Origin of the sequence: Micromonospora sp. NBC_00821 (genome assembly GCF_036347035.1) — a bacterium.
Classification (GTDB): Bacteria; Actinomycetota; Actinomycetes; order Mycobacteriales; family Micromonosporaceae; genus Micromonospora; species Micromonospora hortensis.
The window spans coordinates 648,879-667,498 of the sequence record NZ_CP108880.1; the positions used below are offsets into that span (position 1 = coordinate 648,879).

16 protein-coding genes and 1 tRNA gene are annotated in these 18,620 nt (G+C 71.4%); 14 read left to right on the top strand and 3 right to left on the bottom strand.

The genetic code is table 11. The annotated features are described in order from the left end of the window. Positions 1-2 precede the first annotated feature (2 nt). The 6 genes from OHB44_RS03060 (at position 3) to OHB44_RS03085 (ending at position 6,729) form a co-directional block, all read left to right on the top strand. A complete protein-coding gene (locus OHB44_RS03060; protein ID WP_238684774.1) occupies positions 3-542 on the top strand; it encodes a hypothetical protein in 540 nt (179 codons plus the stop codon). Next, positions 533-1,294, top strand: a complete 762-nt coding sequence (locus OHB44_RS03065) for a hypothetical protein (protein WP_330439561.1) — start codon at positions 533-535, stop codon at positions 1,292-1,294. Before OHB44_RS03060 ends, OHB44_RS03065 begins: the two co-directional genes overlap by 10 nt. Before the next feature lie 441 nt (positions 1,295-1,735). Then, positions 1,736-4,567, top strand: coding sequence for a type I DNA topoisomerase (gene topA, locus OHB44_RS03070; RefSeq protein ID WP_266303927.1), 2,832 nt, complete (start codon positions 1,736-1,738; stop codon positions 4,565-4,567). Positions 4,568-4,709: 142 nt separating this feature from the next. Beyond that, on the top strand, positions 4,710-5,336 hold the full coding sequence (locus OHB44_RS03075) for a TetR/AcrR family transcriptional regulator (protein WP_330439562.1): 627 nt from the start codon (positions 4,710-4,712) through the stop codon (positions 5,334-5,336). Then, positions 5,333-5,632 (top strand): hypothetical protein, encoded by a 300-nt coding sequence (locus OHB44_RS03080; protein WP_330439563.1) that lies wholly within the window; start codon positions 5,333-5,335, stop codon positions 5,630-5,632. Before OHB44_RS03075 ends, OHB44_RS03080 begins: the two co-directional genes overlap by 4 nt. Continuing rightward, positions 5,629-6,729, top strand: coding sequence for a GDSL-type esterase/lipase family protein (locus tag OHB44_RS03085; RefSeq protein ID WP_330439564.1), 1,101 nt, complete (start codon positions 5,629-5,631; stop codon positions 6,727-6,729). The genes OHB44_RS03080 and OHB44_RS03085 overlap by 4 nt, the downstream gene beginning before the upstream one ends. A gap of 31 nt (positions 6,730-6,760) precedes the next feature. Here OHB44_RS03085 and OHB44_RS03090 read toward each other — a convergent pair whose 3' ends face one another. After that, on the bottom strand, positions 6,761-8,077 hold the full coding sequence (locus OHB44_RS03090; RefSeq protein WP_238684768.1) for a D-arabinono-1,4-lactone oxidase: 1,317 nt from the start codon (positions 8,075-8,077) through the stop codon (positions 6,761-6,763). Positions 8,078-8,303: 226 nt separating this feature from the next. Here OHB44_RS03090 and OHB44_RS03095 point away from each other — a divergent pair, with 226 nt between their 5' ends. Further along, on the top strand, positions 8,304-8,909 hold the full coding sequence (locus OHB44_RS03095; protein ID WP_266303924.1) for a TetR family transcriptional regulator: 606 nt from the start codon (positions 8,304-8,306) through the stop codon (positions 8,907-8,909). A gap of 50 nt (positions 8,910-8,959) precedes the next feature. On the opposite strand, the gene OHB44_RS03100 is transcribed toward OHB44_RS03095, so the two are convergent. Next, entirely contained in the window at positions 8,960-10,168 is a 1,209-nt protein-coding gene (locus tag OHB44_RS03100; protein ID WP_238684766.1) for an amino acid deaminase/aldolase, read from the bottom strand. Between the two features lie 307 nt (positions 10,169-10,475). Between OHB44_RS03100 and tmk the strand changes: the two genes are divergently transcribed. The 6 genes from tmk (at position 10,476) to OHB44_RS03130 (ending at position 16,423) form a co-directional block, all read left to right on the top strand. After that, complete coding sequence (tmk, locus tag OHB44_RS03105; protein WP_266305230.1) at positions 10,476-12,575, top strand: dTMP kinase; 2,100 nt, start codon at positions 10,476-10,478, stop codon at positions 12,573-12,575. Beyond that, a complete protein-coding gene (locus OHB44_RS03110) occupies positions 12,575-13,837 on the top strand; it encodes a DNA polymerase III subunit delta' (RefSeq protein WP_330439565.1) in 1,263 nt (420 codons plus the stop codon). The genes tmk and OHB44_RS03110 overlap by 1 nt, the downstream gene beginning before the upstream one ends. 122 nt (positions 13,838-13,959) lie before the next feature. Next, positions 13,960-14,289: a YbaB/EbfC family nucleoid-associated protein gene (locus OHB44_RS03115; protein WP_007454690.1), complete on the top strand. Its 330-nt coding sequence runs from the start codon at positions 13,960-13,962 to the stop codon at positions 14,287-14,289. 1 nt (position 14,290) lies between these two features. Further along, on the top strand, positions 14,291-14,596 hold the full coding sequence (locus OHB44_RS03120; protein ID WP_112725261.1) for a type VII secretion target: 306 nt from the start codon (positions 14,291-14,293) through the stop codon (positions 14,594-14,596). After that, complete coding sequence (locus OHB44_RS03125) at positions 14,596-15,276, top strand: hypothetical protein (protein ID WP_266303922.1); 681 nt, start codon at positions 14,596-14,598, stop codon at positions 15,274-15,276. The genes OHB44_RS03120 and OHB44_RS03125 overlap by 1 nt, the downstream gene beginning before the upstream one ends. A gap of 307 nt (positions 15,277-15,583) precedes the next feature. Further along, entirely contained in the window at positions 15,584-16,423 is an 840-nt protein-coding gene (locus OHB44_RS03130) for a PSP1 domain-containing protein (protein WP_238684762.1), read from the top strand. Positions 16,424-16,604: 181 nt separating this feature from the next. On the opposite strand, the gene OHB44_RS03135 is transcribed toward OHB44_RS03130, so the two are convergent. After that, the gene (locus tag OHB44_RS03135; protein WP_238684761.1) at positions 16,605-18,359 is read right to left on the bottom strand and encodes a metallophosphoesterase family protein; all 1,755 of its coding nucleotides are present in this window, start codon (positions 18,357-18,359) and stop codon (positions 16,605-16,607) included. A gap of 144 nt (positions 18,360-18,503) precedes the next feature. Here OHB44_RS03135 and OHB44_RS03140 point away from each other — a divergent pair. Further along, positions 18,504-18,577: transfer RNA gene (locus OHB44_RS03140), tRNA-Thr, on the top strand. Positions 18,578-18,620 lie beyond the last annotated feature (43 nt).

Genomic DNA, 18,620 nt, shown 5'->3' on the forward strand with positions numbered 1-18,620 from the left:
GCATGCGTACGTGCCGGGCGTCTGCCGCCGGAAAGCTCACGGTGGTCCTGGCCACGATCGTCGTCCTGGCCGGCTGCGGCGGGGGTCCCAGCCCACGGGCCTGGGCGGCCTCGGTCTGCGGTGCCCTCACCCCGTGGCGTTCCGAGATCAACAAGCTGACCAGCAGCACTGACGAGCAGATGACAGCGCAGACCACGCCGGCGCAGGCCAAGGAGAACCTGGTGCGGCTCTTCGATGGGGCGGAGCAGGCCAGCGAGGCCGCGCGCCGCAAGGTGGAGAAGGCGGGTATCCCGGAGGCGGAGAACGGCGAGGCCATCTCCGCCGGTTTCCGCAGCTCCCTGGGGAAGATGCGGGACGCGTACGGCCGTGCCCGGGACACCATCGACGGCTTGGGCACCGGCGAGCCGACGGCCTTCTACGACGGCGTGCGGGCCGCCGTGGAGACCCTCAACACGGAGTACGACGCCAGCGCGTTGGACACCAGCAAGCTCAACTCCGAGGAGTTGAAACAGGCATTCGACGAGGTGCCGGAGTGTCGCTGAGCGGGCTCGGTGACACCGGGAAGGCACAGCCGCCCCCGGCGCTGTTCCCCGCGCCCGAGTCCGACACGCCCACTCCCGGGCGACGCCGCGGCGGCGCGCCGCAGAACCGCCCGTCGCAGAACCGCCCGTCGCAGAACGGCTCAGTCCAGAACGGCCCACCCCAGACTGACGACGCTGGCCGGCAACTTGTCTTCTTCGGCGCGGACGCGGCCGAACCGACAGTCGCCGACCTGGCCGGCCTGCTTGCCGGGCCCGGTGAGGTGGTCCGGATGGGCGGCACGGCCCGGCTCTCGGTGCAGGTGGACGCCGCCTGGCGGGTGCACGTGCTGGTCGCCGAGTTGGCGTCGCGTGGGCTGGCGGCGAGCTGGGAGCCGACCGGGGGCGCGCGACACGCCGTTCGTACGTCGTACACCCGGGTCTTGAAGCCGCTCGCGGCCGCCTGGCTGCACGGTACGACGAAACGCCCGCCGGCCGCCTTCCACCTGACCGGTCGGCGGTTGCGGCTGTGGCTCGCCGCCGCCGGGACGCCGGAGCCTCCGGACTGCTTCCTGTTGCGGCTGGGCGCCGACGACCACGAGTGTTGGGAGCCGATCGGCGTGGCGCTCGCCTCGGCGGGGATGGCGGGGACGCTGCTCGGCCCGGCTGAGGGCGGCCCGGCGTACCGAATAATCGGCCGCCGCCGGTTGGCCCGCCTCGCCGAGCTGGTCGGCGGGCCGCCGAACGCGGCGCCGGTCGACGCCTGGCCAACCTGATCCACCCCACCTTCACCGGGTCGATCACGGAGCTGTGGTGGGGACGTACTGCTTGTTCTGGCTTAAAACGCCCACCACAAGTCCGTGATCGACGGGGTTGGGCGGCGGCCCGGGGGTGGGCCGGCCGGGTGTCCGGTGCCGGACAGCGGGCGGGTCGATCCAGGCGGAAAACGGGCGGCTCGGGCCTCGGTCGTGGGTCCGCCATCGTCACAGTGACCCGCTTCGAGCCCTACCCACGGTGTACGGTGGCGCCGTCCGGCAGTGCCGAGCGCGGCAGGGTGGCGTCGACAGCCGCCTTGAAGCGGTTTGCGGCCCGCGAAACCCGAAACGCGGGCGGCGCGTTACGTTGGACATCCGGACCGCCGGTGCGACGGCGGGGTCGAAAGCGGTCGCTGTCCGGGCGCCGGCAGACCACGAGCAGGAGTGAGGTCGGGGAGAGACGTGCCGAGCAACGCTGGAACCACCCGTCTGGTCATCGTCGAGTCACCGGCGAAGGCCAAGACGATCTCGGGCTACCTCGGCCCGGGGTACGTCGTGGAGGCCAGCTTCGGTCACGTCCGCGACCTGCCGCGCAACGCCGCCGACGTGCCGGCCAAGTACAAGAAGGAACCCTGGGCCCGGCTCGGGGTGGACGTCGACAACGGCTTCCAGGCGCTCTACGTCGTCTCCGCCGACCGCAGGCAGCAGATCAGCAAGCTGGTGAAGCTGGCCAAGGAAGTCGACGAGATCTTCCTGGCGACGGATGAGGACCGCGAGGGCGAGGCGATCGCCTGGCACCTGGTCGAGACGCTCAAGCCCAAGGTCCCGGTCAAGCGGATGGTCTTCCACGAGATCACCAAGCCGGCGATCCAGGCGGCGGTGGCCAACCCCCGGGAGATCGACCGCGATCTGGTCGACGCCCAGGAGGCGCGCCGGATCCTCGACCGCCTGTACGGCTACGAGGTCTCCCCGGTGCTGTGGAAGAAGGTCATGCCGCGGCTCTCGGCAGGCCGGGTGCAGTCCGTGGCGACCCGCATCGTGGTCGAGCGGGAGCGGCAGCGGATGGCCTTCCGCACCGCCGAATACTGGGACATCCTGGCCACCCTCGCGGTGGCCAACGTCGGCGAGGGCCCGCGTGCGTTCAACGCGACCCTCATCGCGCTCAACGGTGACCGGATCGCCACCGGTAAGGACTTCGAGCCGACCACCGGCCGGGTGAAGCCTGGCGCCGGCGTCGTCCACCTCGACGAGAGCGGCGCCCGTGGTCTCGCGGCCCGCTTGGAGGGGCGGCCGTTCACCGTCACCCGGGTCGAGGAGAAGCCCTACCGCCGTCGCCCGTACGCGCCGTTCATCACCTCGACCCTCCAGCAGGAGGCGGCCCGCAAGCTGCGCCTGTCCTCGCAGCAGACGATGCGCACCGCGCAGCGCCTGTACGAGAACGGCTACATCACCTATATGCGTACCGACTCGGTCAACCTGTCGGAGACCGCCATCTCGGCGGCGCGTCGACAGATCGTCGAGCTGTACGGCGAGCGCAGCGTTCCGCCGGAGCCGCGCCGCTACACCGGCAAGGTGAAGAACGCGCAGGAGGCGCACGAGGCGATCCGCCCGGCGGGGGACAACTTCCGTACCCCGGGCGAGGTGGCCAAGGAGCTGTCCGCCGAGGAGTTCAAGCTCTACGAGCTGATCTGGCGGCGCACCATCGCCTCGCAGATGACCGACGCGGTCGGCTCCAGCGTGTCGGTGCGCATCCGGGCGGTCTCCACCTCGCAGGAGGAAGCCGACTTCGGCGCGACCGGCAAGACCATCACCGACCCGGGCTTCCTGCGCGCCTACGTCGAGTCCAGCGACGACGAGAACGCCGAGGCCGAGGACGCCGAGCGCCGGCTGCCCACCCTGGTCAAGGACCAGCCGCTGACCGCCGACGAACTGGCCGCGCAGGGCCACCACACCCAGCCGCCGTCGCGCTACACCGAAGCGTCGCTGGTCAAGGCCCTGGAAGAGCTGGGCATCGGCCGCCCGTCCACCTACGCGTCGATCATGCAGACGATCCAGGACCGGGGGTACGTCACCAAGCGCGGCCAGGCGATGATCCCGACCTTCCTGGCCTTCGCGGTGATCGGGCTGATGGAGCGGCACTACCCCCGCCTCATCGACTACGACTTCACGGCCACCATGGAGAACGAGCTGGACGAGATCGCCGGCGGTGACCACGCGGCGGTCGACTTCCTCACGGCGTTCTACTTCGGCAGCTCCAACGGTGCCGGCGACCAGGACATCGCCCGTTCTGGTGGGCTCAAGAAGCTGGTCACCGAGAACCTCAGCGACATCGACGCCCGCAGCGTCAACTCCATCCCGCTCTTCACCGACGACGACGGCCGCGAGGTCGTGGTGCGGGTCGGCCGCTACGGGCCGTACCTGCAACGTGAACTGCCCGGCGGTGAGCAGCCGGCACCGGCTGCCGAGGGCGAGGAGGGCGGCTCCCAGGGTGACCGGGCGCCGATCCCCGAGGGCCTGGCCCCGGACGAGCTGACCCCGGAGAAGGTGCACGAGCTGTTCCTGGGCGGCAGCGGCGAGCGCAAGCTCGGCGACGACCCCGGCACCGGCGAGCCGATCGTGCTCAAGTCCGGCCGGTTCGGCCCGTACGTGTCCAGCGGCGAGCGGAAGTCGTCGCTGCTGCGTACGCAGACCCCGGACTCGCTGACCCTCGAGGAGGCGCTCAAGCTGCTCAGCCTTCCCCGGCTGATCGGTGTCGCGCCGGACGGCGTCGAGGTCTTCGCGAACAACGGTCGCTACGGCCCGTACGTCAAGCGGGGCGAGGAGTTCCGGTCGCTGGAGTCCGAGGACCAGATGTTCACTGTCGGTCTGGACGAGGCGCTGGCTCTGCTGGCCGCGCCGAAGGCGCGTGGACGGCGAGCCGCGGCCCCGCCGTTGCGCGAGATGGGCGTGGACCCGGCCACCGAGAAGCCGATGGTGATCAAGGACGGCCGGTTCGGCCCATATGTCACCGACGGTGAGTTCAACGCGTCGCTGCGGCGCGGGCAGACTCCCGAGGCGCTGACCATCGAGGAAGCGTCCGAGATGCTGGCCGAGAAGCGGGCGAAGGGCCCAGCGCCGAAGAAGAAGGCGGCGGCGAAGAAGGCGCCCGCGAAGAAGGCCACAGCCACCAAGAAGACGGCCGCCGCCAGCAAGTCCACTGCCGCGAAGAAGACCACGACGGCCAAGGCGACGGCGGCGAAGAAGGCTCCGGCGAAGAAGGCCGCCCCACGCAAGGCAGCGACCAGCACGGAGTAGCCCTCCGCGCCGTCTGATCCGTGCTTCAGAATCTTGGACAGTTTCCGTTCGGAAACTGTCCAAGATCTATTTTGCGGTGTTTCGGGTCACGCGAGTGGCTCAGTCCTTCACTGTTTCGCCGGTACGGTCGTACCGTATGGTCATGCCGATCAGGAAGAGGCGTGCTGGCGGAGACAGGCGGGACGCCGTTCTCGACGCCGTGGCCGGCGTGCTGGCCGCCCGCGGATACGAGAACAGCCGCTTCACTGACGTGTCCGCTGCCGGCGGGGTCGCGATCAGCACCCTCCAGACCTACTTCGGCTCCCGCGAAGACATGATCATCGAGGCCATGCAGGTGTTCACCGACCGGGAGGTCGAGGCCCTGAGGGCCGTCTCCGCCGCCGAGGATGATCCGTGGCGACGACTCGTCGCGCTTGTCGACCGGAGTCTGCACAATTCGGAGCAGACCCGGCAGGTGCTTGTGGAGTTCTGGCGCTCCGCGATGCGTGACGACGAGCTGCGTGACTACAGCGCCACAGTGCAGGAGCGGTACCGGGCGCCCTTCCTGGCCGCCGTCCGGGAGGGCGCTGCCCGGGGTGCGTTCACGCTGGCCCAGGACGCCGAGGCCGTGACGGACCTCCTGCTCGCGGCGCTGGCCGGTCTGATCATCTCCCGGGTCCAGAGCCACCCCACGCCGGCACCCGCTGACTTCCGCGATGTCCTCCTGGGCCAGCTCCGGCTGATGCTGGGCGTCAACGGCTCCCCACCCGAACGGATCGAGGCACGATGACCACAGTCGAAATCACCCGCTTTCGCGTCCCCGCCGAGCGCGCTGACGCCCTGCCGGCCGCGCGGCCGGCGATGCTGCGCGACTTCCAGGCCGATCGTGGCGGCTTCCTCGACGCGCGACTGATCCGGCTGACGGCCGACGAGTGGCTGGACATCGTCTTCTGGAGCTCGTCAGAGGACTACGCCGAATCCCGCCGCCGGGGCGCCAACCTGCCCGGCATCCAGACGTTCTTCTCCCTGATCGATTCGGTGATCAGCATGGAGGAGGGCACCACTACCGACCTGGACCAGCCATGATCTGGACCGCCGGTTTCCGTACCGGAGTGCTCAGTCCGTACGAGCGGCTCCAGTTCAGCGAACCCCGTGGCTTCACCGACCAGACCGTTCGTCAGGTGCTGCACCTGGCCGGCGGCGGGGAGGCCTTCCGGGTACGGCTGACGAACCGCTACGGCCGCACTCCGTTGACCATCGGGGCTGCCACTGTCGCCGTCGGCGGTCAGTGGGTCGCCCTCACCGTCGACGGCGCGGAGCGCCACGTCATCCCGGCGGACGAGGAGGCGGTCACCGACCCGGTGGACATCCCCGTCGCGGCCGGCACGGACCTGGTGCTGAGCCTCTACCTTCCGGAGCGGACCGGTCTGGCCACCCACTCGCACAAGCCGGCCGAAGTCGCCCGGATAGCCGACGGCAATCACGTCACCTCTCCCGCACTGGTGGGGGCCGAGCAGGTCGAGGCGAGGTTCTACCTGGCGGGCGTCGACGTGCTCGCCCCCCGGGACACCGCCGTAGCCGTGGCCTTCGGCGACTCCTGGTTCGAAGGGGTCGGCACCACGACGAGCGCGAATCGTCGCTCGGTCGACGTCCTCAACCGGCGTCTGAAGCGCGGGTGGGTGGTCAACCAGGGCATCGCCGGGAACCGTCTCCTGCGCGACGGCGTCGGCGAACACGGTCTGGCGCGCTTCGACAGTGACGTTCTCTCCATCCCCGCCCTGACCCACGTCCTGGTCCACTTCGGTATCAACGACCTCGGCCTTCCGGCCATGTTGGGCGAGCCGCCCGTCACCGCCGATGCCCTCGTCGAGGGCTTCCGAGCGCTGGCCGACCGCGCTCACGGCGCCGGTCTGCGGATCGTCGTCGCCACCATCGGCCCCTTCGCGGGCGCCGGCCCGGAGATCAGCACGCCGGCGGGCCTCGCCACCCGACGCGAGGTGAACGACTGGATCCGTACGACTGACGCCTTCGACGCCGTCGTCGATGTGGCGAGCGCTGTCGCGGACCCGCACGCCCCCGACCACATCCACCCGGCGCTGGACAGCGGCGACGGCATGCACCTGAACGACAGGGGCGCGGAGGCGATGGCCGACGCGGTGGACCTGGACGACCTGGCGCGCTAGCGCTGGTCACCGCGCGTACCGATGGGAGTCGTCAGACCCCGAGGACGTGGTTCAGGTGGGCGTTGGTGAAGACGCGATCAGGGTCGAGCCGGTCGCGGACGGCCTGGAAGTCCGCGAAGCGCGGGTACGCAGTGGCCAGCGAGGCGGCGTCGCGGTAGTGCAGCTTGCCCCAGTGCGGGCGACCGCCCAGCCCGGCGGCCACCTGCTCGAAGGCCCGGAAGTACGGCTCGTACGGCATGCCGACGTACTGGTGCACGGCGATGTAGGCGTTGTCCCGGCCGTAGCCGTGCGACAGCCAGATGTCGTCGCCGGCGGTGAATCGCACCTCCACCGGGAAGAGCACCTTGAACGGCAGGCCGTCCACGATCCGCTGGAGCGCGGCGAGCGCCTCGGGCAACGCCTCGCGGGGCAGGCCGTACTCCATCTCGACGAAGCGGACCCGGCGCGGCGTGCAGAAGACCCGGTCGGAGCGGCCGGTGTACTGACGTTCGGTGAGGGCGCGGGCGGAGACCGCGCTGATCCCCGGGGCCAGCGCGGGCACGGCCCGGCCGAGTCGGCAGGCGCCGGCGAAGACCCGATTGGACAGGAAGTCGTCGTCCACCCAGCCGCGCCAGCGCGACAGCGGCCGGTCGTTGGCGGGTACCCGGTCGTTGGCCTTGACCTGGACCCGGGAGGTGTACGGGAACCAGTAGAACTCGACGTGGTCGTGCCGGCCGATCAGGTCGGGCAGTTCGCCGAGCACGTTGGCCAGCTCGGCCGGTCGTTCGTGGGCACGCAGGACGAAGGCGTCCACGCAGCGCAGGGTCACCTCGACCAGGACGCCGAGCGCGCCGAGTGACACCCGGGCTGCGGCGAGGACGTCGGGATGCTCGTCGGCGGAGCAGCGCAGCACCTCGCCGGTGCCGGTGACCAGTGTGATCGCCTCCACGAAGGTGGAGAGGCACCCGTAACCGGCTCCGGTGCCGTGGGTGCCGGTGGAGATGGCCCCGGCGACGGTCTGCGCGTCGATGTCGCCGAGGTTGGGCAGCGCGAGGCCGTGCCGGGCGAGCAGGCCGTTGAGCGCGTGCAGGGTCATGCCCGCCGGCACCGTGACAAGTCGGTGTGCGACGTCCACGCTGACCATCGTGTCCAGGTCGGACAGATCCATCCGGCGGTCGTCGGCGAGCGCGACGGCGGTGAATGAGTGGCCGCTGCCCGTCACCCGGATCCGACCGCCGTCGGCGGCGGCAGATCTGACGGCTTCTGCGACGTCTTCCGGCGAGCCGGGGCGCAGGATCGCGCTGGCGCTGCCACGCTGGTTCCCGGCCCAGTTGGACCATCCAGCCCCGAGCGGTGCGGTGCGGACCATGCGCGCTCCTCATTCATGAATATGAACTGACTTCATATCAGGAACGTTCTAGCTGGTAAATACCGCAATTGCGATCCGCTCGTTGTACCGGTAGTCACGGACTCGTGACGTGGAGATATGTTCATCCGTCGAAGGGGGGTGGCGCAGAGTGTCCACACCAGCCGCCACGACCGGGCCGCTGCGCCGCGTACCGGTGCAAGGTCGAAGTGTCGCGCGGGTACAGCGCATGTTGGATGCCTGCGCCGAACTCGTCGACGAGGTGGGGTACGAGGGGCTGACCACCACCCTGCTCGCCGAGCGGGCCGAGGTGGCGATCGGGTCGGTCTACCAGTTCTTCCCGGACAAGCGAGCGATAGTGCAGGCGTTGACCCTGCGGACCATGGAGTCCTATCTCCAGCGCCTCGACGAGCGGTTCGCCTCCGACGAGATGACCCACTGGTGGGACGGCGTCGACGCGGGCATCGACGAGTACATCACGATGCACCGCACCGTCCCGGGCTTCCGTACCCTGCACTTCGGCGACGTGGTCGACCTGCACCTGCTCGACGAGCAGCGGGACAACAACGGCGTGATCGCCGACCAGTTGGCCCGGGTGCTCACCGAACGTTTCGGGCTCACCGACGTGCCCAAGCTGCGCTTCGTGCTGGAGATCGCTGTCGAGGCGGCGGACGCGCTGATCAAGCTCGCGTTCCGCCGGAAGTCCGAAGGCGACGAGCGGGTGCTGTTGGAGGCGAAGGCGTTGATCCGGGAGTACCTGCACCGCCAGGTGGACGGCCCGGACAATGGCCGACCCGCCGTCGGCAAGCAGGCTGAGGCGCCCCAACCCGCCTGAGTCGGTGTGGCGCGCGGTCCTCGGCCGCCGGTGAGGGCGGCTGTCCGGTCTCAGAGGAAGGCCTGCCCCTCACCCCGGTAGGTGGGGACTCTCGCCACCACCGCGTCGCCCTCGATCAGGTGCAGCTCGTTGACCCGTTCACACAGCTCACCTGCCTTGGCGTGCCGGAACCACACCCGGTCGCCGACGTTCAGCCCGGCCGCCGCCGCTCCGGACAGTGGAGTCTGCACCTCGCCGGCGCCCTCGGTGCCGACCAGCTTCAGCCCCGCCGGTAGCCACGGCCGGGGCAGTCGACTGTCGGCGGCCGGGCCGGAGGCGATCCAGCCACCGCCGAGCACCGTCGCCAGTTCCGGCGTCGGTCGGCGGACCACCGCGCAGGCGAAGAACGCCGCTGGGGTGGGCCGCCAGGCGCGGTACGCGTCGAACAGCGTCGGCCCGTACAGGCCCGATCCCGCGGTGATCTCGGTTACCGCGGGATCGGCGCTGGTCGCGGCCACGCTGCCGGTGCCGCCGCCGTTGACGAACTCCAGGTCGGCATGCTCGCGTACCGCGGCGACCGCCGCGCCGCGGCGGGCCAGCAACTCGCGGTACGACCCACGCTGGGCCAGCCTGATCGCGCCGGCCAGCAGCGTCTTGCCCGGCGGCGCGTCACCCAGGCCGGCGATCTGCGCCTCGTACGACATCAGCCCGACCAGCCGGAAGCCGGGTCGACCGGCGACGGCTGCGGCGAGCGCGCCGGCCGCCCGCGCGCTGTGCACCGGTGAGCGGCGGACGCCGACGTGCACCCGACCGCGTAGCGGTCGCCAGGAAGCGTCCAGATCCAGGCAGAGCCGTAGCTCGGCGCGCTGCCCCGGTGCCGTGATGGCGTCGATGAGGTCGAGTTGGCCGGTGCTGTCGATCATCAGGGTGATCGCGGCGGCGAGCGTCGGGTCGGCGCCCAGTTCGGCGAGGGCGGCCCGGTCCGCGCTCGGGTACGCGACCAGCACGTCGTCGCTGACGCCGGCGCGGACCAGCCAGATCGCCTCGGGCACTGTGAACGCCATCACGCCCTGCCAGCCGGGCCGAGCGAGAGCTCGACTGATCAACTCCCGGCTGCGGACCGACTTGCTGGCCAGGCGGACCGGTTTTCCCGCGGCGCGATCGGCCAAGGCGACCGTATTGGCGTCGAAGGCGGTGAGGTCGACCACCGCGTACGGGGGGTCGAGGTGGGCAGTCGCCCGATCCAGGCGCTCGCGAAGTTTGTCGCTTTCGATGGCCACGTGTGCACGCTAACTGTCCGACGGAGAATGCGAAATACCCTCGCGTACGTCCGGGCTGCGGTCGGTACCTCCGGCGGCCTAGGCTCAGCGAGCAGGAGAATGTCGCCCGGGGGGTGGCCCCCACCGGGTCTAGAGTGTTGCACCGGAGGTGCCCAGCGATGGGCCGGCACGTGGAGGTACGGCCATCGAAAGCCAGAACAGCGGCGAGTCGCCCGGCGTGTCGCGCTCGGGTGACCAGTCGGACAACGCCGCCCAGCAGCCCAACGGCGGTCAGGTTGATCCGTCCGGTTATGCCGCAATCCGGTCCGTGCTGCGCATCCGGCCGTTCCGCCGGCTGTGGATCGTGCTCGGCGCGGCCTCCTTCGGTGACTGGCTCGGCCTGCTGGCCACCGCCCTCTTCGCCGCCTCGCAGGTGCAGGGCAGCACCGCACAGGGCGCGGCGTTCGGCGGAGTCACCGCGATCCGGCTGCTGCCCGCGCTGGTGCTCGGCCCGGTGGCCGGCGTCTTCGCCGACCGGTTCGACCGGCGCTGGACGATGGTCATCTGCGACCTGCTGCGCTTCGTGCTCTTCGCCTCCATTCCGCTCTACGCCCTCAGTGGCGCCGCGGGCGGCCTGGTGGTCGGCTGGGCGCTGATCGCCACCTTCCTGATCGAGTCGCTCACCCTGCTCTGGATCCCGGCCAAGGAGGCCGCGGTCCCGAACCTGATCCCGCGGGCCCGGCTGGAAGCGGCCAACCAGCTCACCCTGATCACCACCTACGGCCTCACCCCGGTCGCCGCCGCCATCAGCCTTGCCGTGCTCGACCGTGGCGTCCGTGGTGCCGTCGGCGGCGACCTGCCCTCCTGGGCCGAGCCGGCCCAACTCGCGCTCTGGATCAACTCCTTCTCCCGGCTCGCCACCGCACTGGTGGTGGCATTCGGGATCAAGGAGATCAGCGAGGCGCAACGCGGTGAGGCCGAGCGTGCCGAGCAGAGCATGTTCCGGCAGTTCTCCGAGGGTTGGAAGTACATCGGCCAGACCCCGCTCGTCCGCGGCCTGGTGCTGGGCATCTTCGGCGCGTTCGCCGGCGGCGGCATCGTGGTCGGCACCGCCAAGTTCTTCGCCAACTCGCTGGGCGCCGGCGACGCGGCGTTCTCGCTGCTCTTCGGTGCGATCTTCGTCGGCCTGGCGCTCGGCATCGGGCTCGGCCCGATGGTCGTCAAGGAGATGTCCCGGCGTCGCTGGTTCGGCATGAGCATCGTGCTGGCCAGCGCCGCGGTGATGACCCTCGCCTTCGCCATCCACCTGTCCATGGCTATCGTCGGCGCGGTGCTGGTCGGCGCCGGTGCCGGAATGGCCTTCCTGGCCGGCACCACGCTGCTGGGCGGCGAGGTGGCCGACGAGGTGCGCGGCCGGGTCTTCGCTGTGGTGCAGATCGGCACCCGGCTGGTGCTGATCCTGGCCATCGGGCTGAGCAGCGTGTTGGTCGGCGTCGGCGGCTCCCGCAAACTGACAATCGCCGACCTCGGCATCTCCGTCTCCTCCACCCGACTGCTGCTGCTCGCCGCCGGTGCCGCCGGCATCTTCGCCGGCATCAGCGCGTTCGGCCAGATGGACGACAAGAAGGGTGTCCCGGTCCTCGCCGACCTGTGGGGCTCCATCCGGGGCCGTCCGCTGATGCCCGCCGAGCCGTTCGTCTCCGCCGGGCTCTTCGTGGTCTTCGAGGGCGGCGAGGGCGCGGGGAAGTCCACCCAGCTCAGCGCGCTCTCCGAGCGGCTGCGCGGTCACGGCCGGGAGGTGGTGGTCACCCGCGAGCCGGGGGCCACCGGCGTCGGCCGGCGCATCCGGTCGCTGGTGCTGGACACCTCCGGCGACGACGCGCCCTCCCCCCGGGCCGAGGCGCTGCTCTACGCCGCCGACCGGGCGCACCACGTGGCCACGGTCGTCCGGCCCGCGCTGGTTCGGGGCGGCGTGGTGATCAGTGACCGGTACGTCGACTCGTCCCTGGCGTACCAGGGCGCCGGCCGGACTCTGCCTGTCGACGAGGTCTCCTGGCTCTCCTCCTGGGCCACCGGTGGGCTCAAGCCCGACCTGGTGGTGCTGCTGGACGTCGAACCGCGCACCGGCCTGTCCCGGGTGGCCTCGCGCAACACCGGCACCGACCGGCTGGAGGCCGAGTCGATCGCCTTCCACGAACGCGTCCGGTACGCGTTCCTCGACCTCGCTGCCGCCGACCCGAAGCGCTACCTGGTGCTCGACGCGTCCCGGCCGACCGACGAGATCACCAGGAAGGTGGTCCGGCGGGTCGAGGAGATGCTCGGCAAGCCGGGCGGCATCGTGCACCCGCGGCCGGCGCAGGGCCCGGACACGTCGGTGCAGCCTGAGTTATCCGACGCGGAGCTGGTGACGATGGAGCACAAGACCTGATGCCGGACGTCTTCGCCGACCTGGTCGGTCAGGACGAGGCGGTGGTCGAGCTACGGCGCGCCGCCGCCGCGGCAGCCGCCGTGCTGCGTGCTGGCGCGGCCGCGTTGGTCACCGCCGGCCCGGCCAGCGGTGACGAGTCAGCCGCCGACGACGCCGTGACCGGCGGGGTGGACCCGTCCACCGGGATGACGCACGCCTGGATCTTCACCGGGCCACCCGGCTCCGGCCGCTCGGTCGCCGCACGGGCGTTCGCCGCCGCACTCCAGTGCGTGCACGGCACCGGCTGCGGTGAGTGCCCCGGCTGCCGCACCACAATGGGCGGCACCCACGCCGACGTGCGGATGGTGGTGCCGGAAGGGCTCTCCATCGGCGTCGGCGAGATGCGCGCGCTGGTGCTCCGCGCGGCCAGCACCCCGTCCGGCGGGCGCTGGCAGGTGGTCGTCATCGAGGACGCCGACCGGCTCACCGAGGCCGCCGGCAATGCGCTGCTCAAGGCGATCGAGGAACCTCCGCCGCGCACGGTCTTCCTGCTCTGCGCCCCGTCCACCCACCCGGACGACATCTCGGTGACCATCCGGTCGCGCTGTCGTGTCGTACCCCTGCGGCAGCCGCCGGCCGCCGATGTGGCCGCGGTGCTGGTTCGTCGGGACGGCATCGCCCCCGACGTGGCGCAGTGGGCGGCGGCGGCCGCGCAGGGTCACGTGGGTCGCGCCCGCCGGCTGGCCCGCGACCCGGAGGCCCGCAAACGACGCGAGGCGGTGCTCGCTGTGCCCCGCCGGCTGACCGGTGTCGGCGCGGCGTTCGACGCGGCGTCGGCGCTGATCGAGGCGGCCGAGGCGGAGGCCGAGGCGTCGGTCACCGAGGCCGACTCGACCGAGCGGGCGGCACTGGAGACCGCGCTCGGCGCGGGCGGCACCGGCCGGGGCGCGGCCGGCGCCATGCGAGGCGCTGCCGGGCAGCTCAAGGAGCTGGAGAAGCGGCAGAAGTCCCGGGCCACCCGGGCCCAACGGGACGCACTGGACCGGGCGCTGGTCGACCTCGCGGGCTTCTACCGGGACGCGCTCACCATGGCGCTGAGCGCACCCGTCGCCCCGGTGCACACCGACACGGCCGCGTTGGCCGGCGCTGGCGCGCAGAAGTGGGACGCCGAGGGGTCGCTGCGCCGGTTGGAGGCCGTGCTCGCCTGCCGTGCGGCGATCGAGGCGAACGTCAAGCCGCGGATCGCGGTCGAGGCGATGATGCTCGCCCTCTGGAAGGGCTGACCCGCACTCCGCGGCCGTTGTCCACAGGCATCGACAGGCCCGATTGCGGTGCGGTACGGTCCCTGTGCCGTGGTGACGGTGGCACCACACTGAGTGATGGATCACCCGGGAGGAGTCGGCCGATGCCGCGGGGGGAGATCGACGAAGCCTGGATCGAGGAGGCGGTGCGACGCTACCGCCGGATCGAGTCCCTCCAGGCCGAGTTCGACCAGGCGGTGTCGACCGTCGAAGTGACCGTCCGCTCGCCGGACGGCCTGGTCGAGGTGGTGGTCACCGCCGGTGGACGGATCACCGACGTCCGGTTCCTCGGGCCGCTGCACACCCGCAGCCCGCGCGACGTGGCCGGTTCCGTGCAGGCGGCGGTCACCGCGGCGGCCGACGCCGCCGAGTGGGCGCGGGAAAAGCTGCACAACGAGACGTTCGCCGCCTACCGACCGCTCGCGGGGGCCTGAGATGGACACACTGCGCGCGCTCTCCGCCCGACTGGACGAGGCGAGCGCCACGCTCACAGTCGTTTCGCACACCGTCACCGCCAGCGATCCGGCCCAGGCCGCGTTCGGCGCCGACGCACCGGGCCGCCCGGGCGAGATCGGTCGGGCGCTGCACCGGCAGTGGACCACCGCCACCGACGACCGGGCCCGGGAGGCCCGTGCCGCGGCCGGTCGACTGGCCGCCGCCGCAGCGGCCGTGCGGGAGGCCGCCGACCGCTACGCCGAGGTCGACCGGGCGGCCCGCCGCCGGCTCACCGGGGAACCGTGATGGACGCGCTGGACCGGCTCGCCGAGCCCGGCCTCGACCTGCTTCGCCGGGTGGACAGACTGATCGCGGCCGGCGTCCCCGAGGGGCACCGGGTCTGGCCGCTGCTGCGCCGCATGCAGGTGCTGCCGGGCGACGCGGTTCGCGGCTTCCTCGACCTGCACCCGGTGCCGCTCGCCAGCGCCGGCCACGCGGTGCGCCGGCTCGTCCGGGGGTACGACGACGTCTCCGCCGCGCTCAGCGACTCGGTGCTCTGGTCCGGCCCGGCCGCCACGGCGTACGGGCAACAGCGGGCGGCGCTGCTACGCCACCTCGACGAGGGGCCGGACAGCCTGGTCGGGCGACTCGAATCCACAGCCGGTTACGCCGACGCCCTCGCCGACTGGGTGGAGGGCAGCCGTCTCGCGCTGGCTCGCACGCTGGCCGACGTGCTCCGCTCGGCCGAAGCGGTAGCCGTGGTCGCCGCCACCGCCACCGGTGCGTCGACGCGCCCCGGGCCGGTCGGGCCCGGTGTGGCCGACGCCGCCGAGATCGCCGCACGGGTGCTTGCGGTGCTCTGCGTCGCGTACGACGGTGCGGAGACGCTGCTGCGTCAGTGGGCACCGAGCCTGGCCGAGACCGCGTGGCGTCCGCCAACGGACGGACGACCCCGCTACGACCAGCCCACCCGCGTCGGCTGGTAACCGAGCCCGACCCCCGGCCGTTGCCGCGTTGCCGCGGACGGGCCACGGCGTCGCTCACGGGCACCTGGCCTGAAGCCGGCGCCCACGGCGACGCCGTGGTCTTCCCCCTGCACCCCCCGCAGGTCTGCCTCCACTCAACGCCGCCGAGGCACGTCTTGTCTCCTGCCCGGCCCCGGATTCAACCGTCCGGGCGAGCAGCAACGGCACGACGGGACGTTCGGCAATAGGTCGAGTCGACGGTCATGAATGGCGGCGGGGCGTAGCCAGCCGCTGCGCTTCACGGCGTGACCCGTCGTAGGGTGGGGGGATGGGCATGCTCTGCGCGGTCAGCTTCAACCGGTACGGGCGGCTCTACTACCTCGACCCGGGCGAGTTGCGTCCGCAGGTGGGCGACCGGGTGCTGGTTCCCACCGATGACGGGCCCGAGGTGGCGGAGTGCGTATGGGCCGCGCAGTGGGTGACCGAGGAGACCGACGGCTTCCCCCGCCTGGTCGGGCTGGCCGGCGACGACGACCTCCGCCGGGACGAGGCGTTGCGTCGGCGCAAGGCCGAGGCCAAGGTCGCCGCGAAACGGCTGATCCGCTCGCACGGCCTTCCGATGAAGGTGGTGGCGGTCGACCATGTGCTCGGCTCCGCCGAGAGCGGCGGTGAGCGCAGCACCGTCTACTTCACCGCCCCGCACCGGGTGGATTTCCGTTCCCTGGTCCGCGACCTGGGCGCGACCCTGCACTGTCGGGTAGAACTGCGCCAGCTCTCCGCACGGGACTCCGCGCGGGTGCAGGGCGGCATCGGCTCCTGCGGTCGGGACCTGTGCTGCGCCACGTTCCTCACCGACTTCGAGCCGGTGACCATCCGGATGGCGAAGGACCAGGACCTTCCGCTCAACCCGCTGCGCATCTCCGGCGCGTGCGGTCGACTGATGTGCTGCCTCAAGTACGAGCACCCGCTGTACCAGCGCTTTCAGGAAACCGCCCCAGCGGTCGGCAGTCGGGTCTCCACCCCCGAGGGCGACGGCCGGGTCGTCGGCCACAGCGTCCCGAGAGACGCGGTGACGGTACGCCTGGACGCCGACGGCTCGCGCTCAATGTGCTCCCGCGCCGACGTCTGCGGTTCCCGCCAAGCGCACGACCAGCAATACACCCCCTAACCCCGCGCCCCTCCCGCCCCTCCCGCCCCTCCCGCCCCGCCCCGCCCCTCCGGCCCCCCGGCTCCCGCCCGCCGCTTAGCCCAGTTGATCAAGAAGTTTGCGTCAGGAATCGGGTCGGTCATGACGCAAACCTCTTGATCAACTCGGGTGGGGTGGGGTGGGTGGGGTGGGGTGGGGTGGGTTAGTGCAGGACTGTGGGAGGTTCGGTTAGGTGGGGGGTTAGAGGGGACTTGGGAATCAGCCAACTGTGGGTGGGGGACTGGTCGGGGTTCACCCGCCAGTCGCGGGAGACCCGGTCCACCCCGAGCGGGTAGATGGTCAACGTGCCGTCCGGGTCGATGCGCAGTCGCAGGAACGACTTCGAATCCTCGATGCCCTGGCCGGCGAAGAGTTCATTGACGTTCACTCCGAAAGAGCCCGCCACCAGCAGGTACGCCGCGACCAGTTGACTGGCGACCAGACCGATCACCGGGCCGTAGAGCACCGCCGCGGCGACCGCCGGCAGCGGCCACGGCCAGTCGTAGAACGGCAGCGCCAACCAGACCCAGGTGCCGGCCGCCGCCAGCGCCACCTGCGCCACGCCGTGGCCCACTCCGAGGATCCAGTGCCGGGCGTGACGTTTGCCGCTCGCGCTCGGCGGCTTGGCGAACAGGGCCGCCGCGATCACCGTCACGAGCACCATCACCACCAGCGGGACACTGAACAACCGCTGGTTGGTGCTGTCAGCCCAGTTCGCCGTCGCACCGGCCATGGCCAGCATCAGCAGGGTGTGCAGGGTGCCGAGAAGCGTGGTGAAGCCGGGATTGCGGAACGGCAACCGGGGGAAGATGCCCCAGCCGTAGCGGCGCGACCGCGCGGCATCCGGGTAGCGGGCCACCAGGTCGTACGGCTGGGCGGAGCTGGCCTTGCGGGCGAGCGTGTCCCGCGGTGGCACCTCGATGCGCTCCGGCAGCTTGTGCGTGGGGTAGAGGTACGCGCCGCCGCCACCGCAGGTGATCAGCTCCCGGTCCGGCCCGGAGTAGCGGGCGTAGTGGTGCAGGTCGCCGGAGAGCAACAGTCGCACCCGCGCCCCGGTCGGGTCGATGATCGTGCGGATGAAGTAGTCGATCGAGTCGTACGCCGTGGGGTTGTCGGCAGCCTTGACCCAGGTCGGCGCCGGCGCGGCGATGATCACCTTGGACTCCGGCCCGAGCCGCCGGGCCACCTCGTCGAAGTAGGCCAGCTGCGGGTCGTCCAGGTACGAGCCGGACTGATCGTCCACGCCGAGCAACCACCAGCCGGCCGGCAACTCCACAGCGAAGTACGACCGGGACTGCCCGGTGCCCCAGCCCGCGAAGTTGCGGTCCCGGGAGCGGACGAACAACCGCAGGAACGCGGTGAGGCCGTCGTACCAGTCGTGGTTTCCCGGCACCGCGAAGAGCGTCGGCTTCTCGGCCGGCGCCACCGGCAGGGCGGCCTGGTACGGGCCCTTGCACCGGTCCTCGTACGCGGCGTAGGCCGCCGACGGGTACACCTGGTCCCCGCCCATCACCAGTGTCTGCGCCCGGGGCAGGCGGTGCCCGTCGACGGTCAGCTCGGGCTGCGCCAGCAGGTACGCCACCGAGTAGGTGGCGTTGAAGCCGTCACCGAGGTCGGCCACGTAGTCGAGCCACAGCCCGCCGTCCGGCCCGACCTGGCGGAAGACGCCGTCGCCGAACGCGTTCTGCAACTCGCGCTTGTCGAGGTACGCCCCGAAGAGCACCGCCAGCAGCGTCCGGATGCCGGTGCTGATCAACAGAAACGGCGCCAGCCATGGCACCGGCTTGCGCGGCGTGAAGCCCAACTCCAACGGGTCGGTGCTGCGCGGCCGATGGGCGGCGCGTTCACCGGCCGGCGCGCGGTCAGGGCGTTCGGTCGTCTCGTCCTGACGTTCGGGGTGGTCGCGTTCGTCGCTCACCCGCCGCAGCGTAGTCCCGGCTCCGATCATCCGCTGTCCGGTAAGCGTCCAGATGGCGGCCGATGTCCGGTTGGTGCTGGCCGGCGCGACGGGGGTATCCCGTTCGGTCGGTGCCGCCGGGGTGCCGTACACTTGCTGATCGTTGCCGCCTTAGCTCAGTCGGCTAGAGCGACGCACTCGTAATGCGTAGGTCGACGGTTCGATTCCGTCAGGCGGCTCGGTACGGAAGCCCAGGTCATTGGCCTGGGCTTCGCCGTTTCC

Excerpts from the sequence above, each read along its gene's own strand:
- OHB44_RS03060 (WP_238684774.1), top strand. The coding sequence starts at position 3 with ATGCGTACGTGCCGGGCGTCTGCCGCCGGAAAGCTCACGGTGGTCCTG.
- OHB44_RS03075 (WP_330439562.1), top strand. The coding sequence starts at position 4,710 with ATGCCGATCAGGAAGAGGCGTGCTGGCGGAGACAGGCGGGACGCCGTT.
- OHB44_RS03080 (WP_330439563.1), top strand. The coding sequence starts at position 5,333 with ATGACCACAGTCGAAATCACCCGCTTTCGCGTCCCCGCCGAGCGCGCT.
- OHB44_RS03085 (WP_330439564.1), top strand. The coding sequence starts at position 5,629 with ATGATCTGGACCGCCGGTTTCCGTACCGGAGTGCTCAGTCCGTACGAG.
- OHB44_RS03090 (WP_238684768.1), bottom strand. The coding sequence starts at position 8,077 with ATGGTCCGCACCGCACCGCTCGGGGCTGGATGGTCCAACTGGGCCGGG.
- OHB44_RS03095 (WP_266303924.1), top strand. The coding sequence starts at position 8,304 with ATGTTGGATGCCTGCGCCGAACTCGTCGACGAGGTGGGGTACGAGGGG.
- OHB44_RS03110 (WP_330439565.1), top strand. The coding sequence starts at position 12,575 with ATGCCGGACGTCTTCGCCGACCTGGTCGGTCAGGACGAGGCGGTGGTC.
- OHB44_RS03115 (WP_007454690.1), top strand. The coding sequence starts at position 13,960 with ATGCCGCGGGGGGAGATCGACGAAGCCTGGATCGAGGAGGCGGTGCGA.
- OHB44_RS03120 (WP_112725261.1), top strand. The coding sequence starts at position 14,291 with ATGGACACACTGCGCGCGCTCTCCGCCCGACTGGACGAGGCGAGCGCC.
- OHB44_RS03125 (WP_266303922.1), top strand. The coding sequence starts at position 14,596 with ATGGACGCGCTGGACCGGCTCGCCGAGCCCGGCCTCGACCTGCTTCGC.
- OHB44_RS03130 (WP_238684762.1), top strand. The coding sequence starts at position 15,584 with ATGGGCATGCTCTGCGCGGTCAGCTTCAACCGGTACGGGCGGCTCTAC.